This is a genomic window from Agarivorans sp. (assembly GCF_050295395.1).
Classification (GTDB): Bacteria; Pseudomonadota; Gammaproteobacteria; order Enterobacterales; family Celerinatantimonadaceae; genus Agarivorans.
In genome coordinates this window covers 18,648-27,686 of the sequence record NZ_JBNKPP010000122.1, presented here as the reverse complement: position 1 = coordinate 27,686, position 9,039 = coordinate 18,648, and the positions used below count along the sequence as shown (strand labels likewise).

6 protein-coding genes are annotated in these 9,039 nt (G+C 46.1%); 3 read left to right on the top strand and 3 right to left on the bottom strand.

Annotated features, from left to right (window positions below):
* Positions 1-568 precede the first annotated feature (568 nt).
* The 3 genes from puuE to ACQY6Q_RS07225 are packed head-to-tail and all read right to left on the bottom strand — an operon-like array spanning position 569 to position 2,926.
* A complete protein-coding gene (gene puuE / locus ACQY6Q_RS07235; protein ID WP_427979624.1) occupies positions 569-1,498 on the bottom strand; it encodes an allantoinase PuuE in 930 nt (309 codons plus the stop codon).
* 21 nt (positions 1,499-1,519) lie between these two features.
* Positions 1,520-2,251, bottom strand: coding sequence for an aspartate/glutamate racemase family protein (locus ACQY6Q_RS07230; RefSeq protein ID WP_427979622.1), 732 nt, complete (start codon positions 2,249-2,251; stop codon positions 1,520-1,522).
* Positions 2,252-2,254: 3 nt separating this feature from the next.
* Entirely contained in the window at positions 2,255-2,926 is a 672-nt protein-coding gene (locus tag ACQY6Q_RS07225; RefSeq protein ID WP_427979619.1) for a GntR family transcriptional regulator, read from the bottom strand.
* Between the two features lie 272 nt (positions 2,927-3,198).
* On the opposite strand from ACQY6Q_RS07225, the gene ACQY6Q_RS07220 reads away from it, so the two are divergent.
* The 3 genes from ACQY6Q_RS07220 to ACQY6Q_RS07210 all read left to right on the top strand — a co-directional run bounded on the left by ACQY6Q_RS07220 (position 3,199) and on the right by ACQY6Q_RS07210 (position 9,029).
* The gene (locus tag ACQY6Q_RS07220; RefSeq protein ID WP_427979617.1) at positions 3,199-4,641 is read left to right on the top strand and encodes an NCS1 family nucleobase:cation symporter-1; all 1,443 of its coding nucleotides are present in this window, start codon (positions 3,199-3,201) and stop codon (positions 4,639-4,641) included.
* Positions 4,642-5,001: 360 nt separating this feature from the next.
* Positions 5,002-7,998 carry a PAS domain S-box protein gene (locus ACQY6Q_RS07215; RefSeq protein WP_427979615.1) on the top strand — a complete coding sequence of 999 codons (2,997 nt, stop codon included), beginning with the start codon at positions 5,002-5,004 and terminating at the stop codon, positions 7,996-7,998.
* Entirely contained in the window at positions 7,995-9,029 is a 1,035-nt protein-coding gene (locus ACQY6Q_RS07210) for a response regulator (RefSeq protein WP_427979612.1), read from the top strand. Before ACQY6Q_RS07215 ends, ACQY6Q_RS07210 begins: the two co-directional genes overlap by 4 nt.
* The last annotated feature ends 10 nt before the right edge of the window (positions 9,030-9,039 follow it).

The window sequence follows — 9,039 nt, the reverse complement described above, 5'->3', positions numbered from 1 at the left end:
GTTAAATTACTTAGGATTTTTTAACTTTGGTCTAGGTTAACTAGCACAGAAAGGCGTTGTTGTTGGTTTTGTTTTTATAATGGGTGTCCATTATATTTCACCACCGGCTTAAGCCGATGCCGTTGCTCGCTCAATAGCGCTTAATTTCCCTCATTCGCTTTTAACCTAGTCATCAGCCATGCAGAGACTTTGGCTCGCCTAGTTTATGGTTAGGGCTAAGCTACTCCCCGCTACCAACTCACATCGTTAAATTACTTAGGATTTTTTCACTTTGGTCTAGGTTAACTAGCACAGAAAGGCGTTGTTGTTGGTTTTGTTTTTATAATGGGTGTCCATTATATTTCAATTATATTTCATTATATTTTTATAGTAACTGAATTATTTGAGACATATATGGACGCCCCGTGTTTTGCAACTCCTGATTGAAGATCGGTTCGCTGACATGTATCCGGCGTCTTTAAGTAGGGCGATTCATGACACCATGCTATGAGTGGTGAAAGGCAAGCTGTATCGGGTTTAGATCGACGCTATGTTGCTACGGGGAAGCAACATAGCGTCTTGGGAAAAGCTATTTAGCGGGGTGATTTTCTATCCAGTGACGGGCAATTTGCTCGCGGGTGGCTACCCATACACCTTCATGAGATTGCACATAGTCGAGGAACTTCTTCAGCGCCATGAAGCGGCTGGGTTTACCAATGATGCGGCAGTGGAGGCCAATCGACATCATCTTCGGCTTGCTCTCACCTTCTTGATATAGGCAATCAAAGTTTTCTTTTAAGTACTGGAAGAACTCTTCGCCGTGGCTAAAGCCGTAGGGCGAGGCAAAGCGCATGTCATTGGTGTCTAGAGTATAAGGGATCACCAAATGTGGGCGGGTTTCGCCCTGTGCTCCGGCTTTTGGCACTTGCGTCCAGAAAGGAAGATCGTCACCGTAGTAGTCGGAGTCATATAACAGGCCATCTTGCTCGGCCACTAAACTACGGGTATTAGGTGAGTCGCGTCCGGTATACCAACCTATGGGGCGTTTGCCGGTGAGCTCTTGAATAATATCCAAAGCCTGTTGCATGTGCTGGCGCTCTTGCTCAATAGGCATGTCTTGATAGTGGATCCACTTCAAGCCGTGACAGGCAATTTCATGGCCGTCTTCAATTAGCGCTTTGGTTACTTCGGGGTTGCGTTGTAGCGCGGTAGCCACACCAAAAATAGTTAATGGTAATCGGCGTTGTTTAAATTCGTTTAATACCCGCCATACGCCGGCGCGTGAGCCATATTCATAGAGTGATTCCATGCTGAGGTGGCGGGTTGGGTAAGGCTCGGCTCCTGCGATTTCGGAGAGAAAGGTTTCGGCATGTGGGTCGCCGTGCAGCACACAGTTTTCGCCGCCTTCTTCGTAGTTTAATACAAATTGTACGGCGATTTTTGCCTTGTTCGGCCAGTTGGCATCGGGCACATTATCGCGGCCGTAGCCGATGTAATCACGTGGGTTATTAAGTTCCATTTTATTGTTCCTTGCTTATTACTAGCGGCTCCAGTGTTGGTAACGGCCAATAAATTGTTTTTGAATAGGCGCGGCGTATTGCCCCCCCTTAGAAGTAGAGAGTTTTAGCTGGTGTAAGCTCTCGGCGAGTTTCACCGCGGCACTTACGCCATCAATCACTGGCACATTAAGGCATGAGCTTAACTCTTGGGCCAGCTCAGACATGCCGGCGCAGCCCAATACAATAGAGTCGGCACCGTCTTGTTGAATGGCGGCCAAACACTCATTTTTTAGTTGCTCAAAGGTGTCTTGCTGTAGTTCTTCTAGGTCTAACACTGGAATGTCGGCGGCTCTGGCGCCTGAGCATAGGTGCTGGTAGCCATAGCGCTGCAACAAGTGCTCGGCAGCCGGCAGCGTGCGTGCCAAGGTGGTAACAATGCCAAAACGGTGAGACACAATACTGGCCAACTTAAAGGCGGCTTCGGCTACGCCTATCACTGGGGCGCTAGCTATTTCGCGAGCGGCATCCAGCGCGGGGTCACCAAAGCAGGCAATAATGTGGGCATCTACCCCTTGTTCCCGTCCCTTGGCGATTTCGTCAAGTAGTGCGGCGGCAGCGATGGTTTCATCTAGGGCGCACTCGATGCTGCGCGGGCCATGCTGGGGTGAACAGGCGATAATTTGGGTATCACTTAAACTCACGGCCTCGGCAGAGCGGCCAATGGCCTCGGTCATACCCTGGCAGGTGTTAGGGTTAATTATTTGAATTTTCATGGGTTAATCCGCGTCTGCAAATAGGCTGTTGAAGTTCACCGGACTGTCTTGTTTACCGTTCAGCGAAATTGAAGATTTAATATGACTGAGGTGATGGCGCATCCAGTCTTGAGCCTCGCTGACTTTGAGTTGGTCAAATAAGTCGATCAGCTCGGCATGGTCGCCACAGTTGCAACTCACACTGTCTTTGGTGCCGTAAGCGGCAATCACTAACGAAGAGCGAAAACACAGCTGTTCAATAAAGTCGGCTAATACTTGGTTATTACCCATTTGTGCCAACTTAATGTGGAAGTCGGCGGTGAGTTGAATCGACTTCGCCAGTTGTTCGTCTTGCTCGGCTTGTTTTTCTTGTTGCACCATGGCCCTAAATTGTTGGGCGGCTTTTAGGTTCCAGTTGTCGGCGATATCTGGAATCAACATCGGCTCTAGCATGATTCGGCTGTCTAGTACTTCTTCTGCTTCTTGGCGACTGGGATGATTCACTTGGGCACCTTTATTCGGCTGAATCACCACGAAGCGTTCTATTGCTAAACGTTGTAGTACTTTGCGAATGCCAGTGCGACTTACGCCAAAAGCCTCAGACAATTTATCTTCAGGAAGTCGGGAGCCCGGCGGCAACTGGTGCTCAACAATGGCTTTTAGCATCTTCTGATATATTTTTTCGTCGTTGGACATAATTGCTCTCATTTTTGTATACAACCTATCCCTGCAATTTGTATACCTATAACCCTATATTTTTAGCCCTTGGATAACAAGAGCTTGCGCATGTTCCTGCCAGTATAGCCTGCTGTTATGCACTTTGTTGGCGCGAAAAATGATCACATTGGTGCGCTATTGCTGCATTGATAAAGCCTACTTGTCGATAGGCCCTTGGCAAATAAGGCTTTTTATATTTGGCACAATACTTGTTTTGATTGTATACAATTTTATGAAAAAGGAACTGAGCCATGAAAAAGGAATTACCAATTAGTCCGAAATTGAGTAACGCAGACTTACTCCCCGACAAAGAGCAAAAGTGGGGCTGGTACAGCATTTTTGCATTTTGGATGTCAGATGTTCACAGTGTGGGTGGTTATGTATTTGCCGCCAGTTTATTTGCCTTGGGGCTGAATGGCATTCAAGTATTTATTAGCTTGTTAGCGGGCATTAGCATTGTGTTGGTTTTTGCTAATTTAATGGGTAAGCCGGGGCAAAAGGCCGGGGTGCCTTTTCCGGTAGTGGCGCGCATGTCCTTTGGGGTCTTTGGGGCCAACATCCCGGCGGTGATCCGCGGCCTAATTGCAGTGGTTTGGTACGGTATTCAAACCTTCTTAGCCTCTAGCTCGTTTATTATTTTGTTGTTGTACTTCTTCCCTAGTATGGAGTCGCTAGCAGATTCAAGCTTTGTGGGTCTGTCTTATTTAGGTTGGGTTGGCTTTATCGCTATGTGGATTTTGCAAGGCATTGTATTTATGTTTGGCATGGACATGATCCGCAAGGTGATTGACTGGTCTGGCCCGGCTATTTATATCGCGATGTTTGCTTTGTGTGTGTACATGATCGACGCAGCCGGTTGGGACAACATCAGCTTCAACCTAAGTTCTAAAAACTTAGATGGCTGGGATGCGGGCATTCAAATGTTTGTAGCCGCGGCTTTAGTGGCGGGTTACTTTGCAGGGCCAACGCTAAACTTTAGTGACTTCTCTCGTTACTGTGGCAGCTACCAAAAATTGAAGTTGGGTAATATCTTGGGTCTACCGCTTAACTTCATCGTATTCTCTGCTTTCAGTGTGATTATCGTATCGGCTTCTATTCCAGTATTTGGTGAAATGATTACTGACCCAGTAGAAACTGTGAAACGCTTAGATTCAGGCTTAATCACCGTGTTGGGTGCTTTAACCTTCATCTTTGCTACCGTGGGCATTAACATTGTGGCTAACTTTGTAGCCCCCGCGTTTGACTTCTCTAACGTATCACCACAAAAAATCAGCTTTAAAGCGGGTGGCTTCATCGCCGCTTTTGGTTCGGTATTGCTCACACCTTGGAATCTATTTAATAACCCTGAAATGATTCACTACACGGTTGACGTATTGGCCGCGATGATTGGGCCGCTATACGGCATTATCATTGTTGACTACTACCTAGTGAAGAAAGGCAAAATTGATATTCCTTCCTTATATACCGAGTCTGAGCAAGGTCTGTATTGGTATAAGAAGGGCATTAACATGAAGAGTGTTTATGCTTTGGCTGTGGCCAGTATTGTATCGATAGTGGCTACCTTTATGGTTCACGCCTTATCTAACTATGCCTTGTTTATTGGTGGCATTGTGGCGGCGGTGGTTTACCGTTATTTAATGGCACCGGAAACGGCCTATGCGCTGCAAATGAAGCTAGCGGAGAGTGAAGCTTAAGTGTTAGCGCTAATGAGGTCTAACAGCTGTATGGTTAGGCCTAATTGGCTAAGGTTGGCTTGCTAAGCCTGCTGTTTAACAATGGCCGAGTATATTGTGTATACTCGGCCTGCTTCATTTTAAACCCGCATTGCGCGCATTTGTTTCTTTCTCTTTTCACGTAAGCGCCTTTAAAACCTACACATTTTGTAGGGATTTAGCCGGAAATTAATTACTTTTTATTCGCTTTGGGGCTACCCAGTCCTCACTATATTTACTATTCTTTATCTGATTGTTTACATAATAGTTACATGTGTATTTTACCAAGGTGAGAACACAAAGCGTCTTACTGGTAGCATCGAATAAGCTTGGCGGGAAAGTATGGCGAATTTTCGTAAACTGCAAAATTCGGTAGGCAGTATTACCATTGACGAATCAGGTAAGGTGCATTCGTTTGATTCGGTTGCTGAACGTATTTTTGGTTATGTGTCGAGTGAAGTGATTGGGCAAAATGTCTCGATATTGATGCCAGAACCTCACCGCTCTCATCACGATGGTTATTTAAAGCGTTATTTAGCCGAGGCCAGCGAACATATTATTGGTCGTGGTCGCGAATTGCTTGGCTTGCACAAAGATGGTCACACCTTCCCAATGTGGTTGGCGGTGAACTACGTGCAAGTGGAAGGGATTACCCTATTTACCGGGGCGGTACTTGACCTTAGCTCCCAAAAACAAACCGAACGTGAATTATCGCGCAGTGAAGAGTTATCCCGAGCCGTATTAGATACTGCAGTAAACCCAATTATTACCATTAATCGGTTTGGCCAGATCCAGTCTTTCAATAATTCTGCGGAAAAGTTTTTTGGTTTTACCCGTGAAGAGGTGCTGGATAAGAACGTTAACATTCTAATGCCAGAGCCGGATCATTCCCATCACGACAGTTATTTATCTAATTACCTTAAAACCGGCTCACCCAAAATTATTGGTACTGGTCGCGAAGTGGTGGCAAAAACCAAGCATGGCGCATTGGTGCCGATTCATCTGTCGGTGGGTGAGATGGAAATGGATGATGAAACCATGTTTGTTGGCATCATCACCGATATCTCACAGCAAAAAGCCGTAGAAAAAGAATTACTGCAACACCGTGAACGGCTGGAAGAACTGGTTGCCCTAGCCACTGAAGAAGTTGAAGCCATTGTAAAAACCGCTGCCAATGGGGTGATTACCATCGATGAAAACGGCACCATCGACGTATTTAATCCATCGGCTGAGGCCTTGTTTGCTTGGCCAAGCGAAAAGGTTAAAGGCCAATCCATTTCCATGTTATTGAGCGAACCGGATGCGGCACTTTATCAGCAACATATTGCGCGTTACTTAGAGTTTGGCAGTAACCAAGAAATGGTTAAAGGTATTGAGGTACAAGCTAAACGTCGAAATGGCTCATTGTTTGCCGCGTTAATCGCATCGGGGCATCGCGAGTTAAAAAATGGCCGGCATTTATTTGTGGTATTTATTCACGATATCACCGAGCAAAAACGCACCGAAGAAGTTTTGCGCATCGCTAAAGAATCTGCCGAGCAAGGGGTAAAAACCAAAGCCGCGTTTTTAGCCAATATGAGTCACGAAATCCGCACTCCGATGAACGCGATTATTGGTTTTTCAGAGTTAGTGCAGCAATCTCCTCAGTTGCCGCAAAGCCTGTCTCAGCACATGAATACCATTGTTAGCTCATCTAAGGCCTTATTGAATTTGTTAAACGATATTCTGGATGTGTCGAAACTGGAAAGTGAGCAGTTCAGCCTTGACTCTGTGGCGTTTAATCTGCCGAATGTGATTCGGGATGCTCTGCAAATGCTGGAGTACCGAGCCAACGAAAAGGCCTTGCAACTGCTATTAGATTACCCTCCGCAACTACCTATGGTATTTGTTGGTGACCCATTACGCTTGCGTCAGGTATTAATTAACCTCGTGGGTAATTCGGTGAAATTTACCGATAAGGGGGTGGTGAAGGTGAGTGTTGAAACCACCGATATTGCCGACCAGCTATTGATTAGTGTAAGTGATACCGGCATTGGCATGTCGGCGGAACAATTGGATAAGGTGTTTGAACCCTTCAGTCAGGCCGATATTTCGATCTCGCGTCGTTATGGTGGTACAGGGCTAGGTACCACTATTTGTAAGCAGCTGGTGAGCCTAATGGGCGGTACCATTTGGGCGCAAAGCGAGCAAGGAAAAGGCAGCCAATTTCATTTTACTTGCCGTTTACCGGTTGCCTCAAAAGATTGCGCTGAGATTTTATTCGACAATGGGCAGCCTAAAAGTGAAGAGTATTATTCTCCACGTTTGTTCTCGGTGTTGTTAGCCGAAGACATTAAAGAAAACGCCATTCTGGTATCACTGCGGCTAGAGCAGCAAGGACACCAAGTCGATTGGGTTACCGACGGCGAAAAAGCGCTAAACGCATATAAAAACGGCCACTTCGATTTAATTTTAATGGATGTAATGATGCCTGAGATGGACGGCTTAGAAGCGACTCGCATTATTCGTCGTATAGAGAAAGAAAGCGGCCAGCATATTCCGATTATTGCGCTTACCGCCAGTATTATGCAGGAAGACCACCTCAACTGTACTAATGCAGGAATGGATGCGGTAGAAGGTAAACCCATCGATTTTGCTAAGCTGTTGGATACTATGGAGCAAACTGTTCCGGTTGATAGAGGCAGGCCTAATACCATCAAACGGGTGGGAGGGCGCCGTCATCCGCTTGTGGATTTCTCGCCAGTTGAGGCCGTAGCTAATTATCGCAAGGCGATTAGCGTATGGGGAGACCCAGTTGTGTACGCTACGGCCTTACATTCGTTTGCTAAAGATCATCAACAAGATGCGTCTCATATCGCTAAGTTGCTGGAGGGCGATCGTTATAGTATTGAGCGGGCCCGTGATGTAGCCCATGCGCTAAAAGGCGTGTCGGGTAATTTAATGTTGGATCGCATCTATGCTGTTAGTCTGCACATTAATAATCACTTTAGAACCTCCATCCTCAGTGACTTGCATAACGACCTCAAAGACTTAGATAAGGCCATCGCTACTGCGGTGGCGGCAATTAATAAATTGGAACTACCCGAACAGACTGAAGTAGTCGCGAAGCGCTTTGATGCTCAAGAAGTATTGAAATTAGTGAATGCCTTGTTGTTGTCGTATGAGCAGTTAAACCCCGATCTTGCTTCGCCCATCATCGATCGTTTATTGGAATATGTAGACAGTGCCGCAGTGGCACCAGTGTTAGCTGAGCTTAATGCCTATGACTTTGATAGTGCCAGAGAAAAGACCATAGAAATGGCCTCTAGCCTTGGCTTAAATGTGGGAGAACAACAATGATCAGCAAGGTGTTATTAGTGGACGATGAGCCAAATAATTTGAATGTGTTAAAACAGATCTTGGCCGATAAATACCAATTGCTGTTTGCCAACAATGGCAGCAGAGCGATTGATGCCGCGCTCAAGCATAGTCCTGATATTATTTTGCTCGACATTATGATGCCAGATATGGACGGTTATAAAGTGTGCCGCACTTTAAAAGAGCTACCTTCAACCCAAAAAATACCGGTGATTTTTGTTAGTGCCATGAGTGAAGTGGAAGATGAAGCCATGGGCTTTGATGTGGGCGCAGTGGATTACATTCAAAAGCCAGTATCGGCACCCATCGTATTACGCCGAGTACAAACCCACTTGTCTTTAGTACACGCTCGGGAATTGGAAGATAACCAAAAAGCCGCGATGTTTATGTTAGGTGAAGCGGGGCATTACAACGATACCGATACCGGCGCGCATATTTGGCGAATGGCCGCTTATGCCAGAATTATTGCCGAAGGTGCCGGTTGGGATGAAGAGTTAGCCGAACGTTTAGAAATGGCGGCACCGATGCACGATACCGGAAAAATTGGTATTTCCGATACCATTCTTAAAGCGCCTAGGCAACTGAGCCATCAGGAGTGGGTAATCATGAAAACCCATACTGAAATTGGCTATAAAATTCTTAGTATGAGTAAAAACCCCTTATTTAGCTTAGCGGCAGAAATTGCGCGTTATCATCATGAAAAATGGGACGGTAGCGGCTACCCCAAAGGTTTGAAGGGAGAAGATATTCCCCAGTCGGCACGCATCGTCGCCATTGCCGACGTATTTGATGCGCTCACTAAGAAACGCCCGTATAAAGACGCTTGGCCAATTGAGCGAGCGATTGCCACCATTGAAGCCGAGGCAGGCAGTCATTTTGACCCACACTTGGTGGAGATTTTCCATAATTCTTTACCACAAATATTAGAAGCCAAACAGAAATGGGACTTAGCCGAACAATCGGGTAAATCTTGTTATGAACATAGTGGCATGGACAGTGAGGTAGAAGTTTAGTGGCTAGCTG

What these genes read in the sequence shown, in the direction of transcription:
- puuE (WP_427979624.1), bottom strand. Translation starts at nt 1,498, where the DNA reads ATGGAACTTAATAACCCACGTGATTACATCGGCTACGGCCGCGATAAT.
- ACQY6Q_RS07230 (WP_427979622.1), bottom strand. Translation starts at nt 2,251, where the DNA reads ATGAAAATTCAAATAATTAACCCTAACACCTGCCAGGGTATGACCGAG.
- ACQY6Q_RS07225 (WP_427979619.1), bottom strand. Translation starts at nt 2,926, where the DNA reads ATGTCCAACGACGAAAAAATATATCAGAAGATGCTAAAAGCCATTGTT.
- ACQY6Q_RS07220 (WP_427979617.1), top strand. Translation starts at nt 3,199, where the DNA reads ATGAAAAAGGAATTACCAATTAGTCCGAAATTGAGTAACGCAGACTTA.
- ACQY6Q_RS07215 (WP_427979615.1), top strand. Translation starts at nt 5,002, where the DNA reads ATGGCGAATTTTCGTAAACTGCAAAATTCGGTAGGCAGTATTACCATT.
- ACQY6Q_RS07210 (WP_427979612.1), top strand. Translation starts at nt 7,995, where the DNA reads ATGATCAGCAAGGTGTTATTAGTGGACGATGAGCCAAATAATTTGAAT.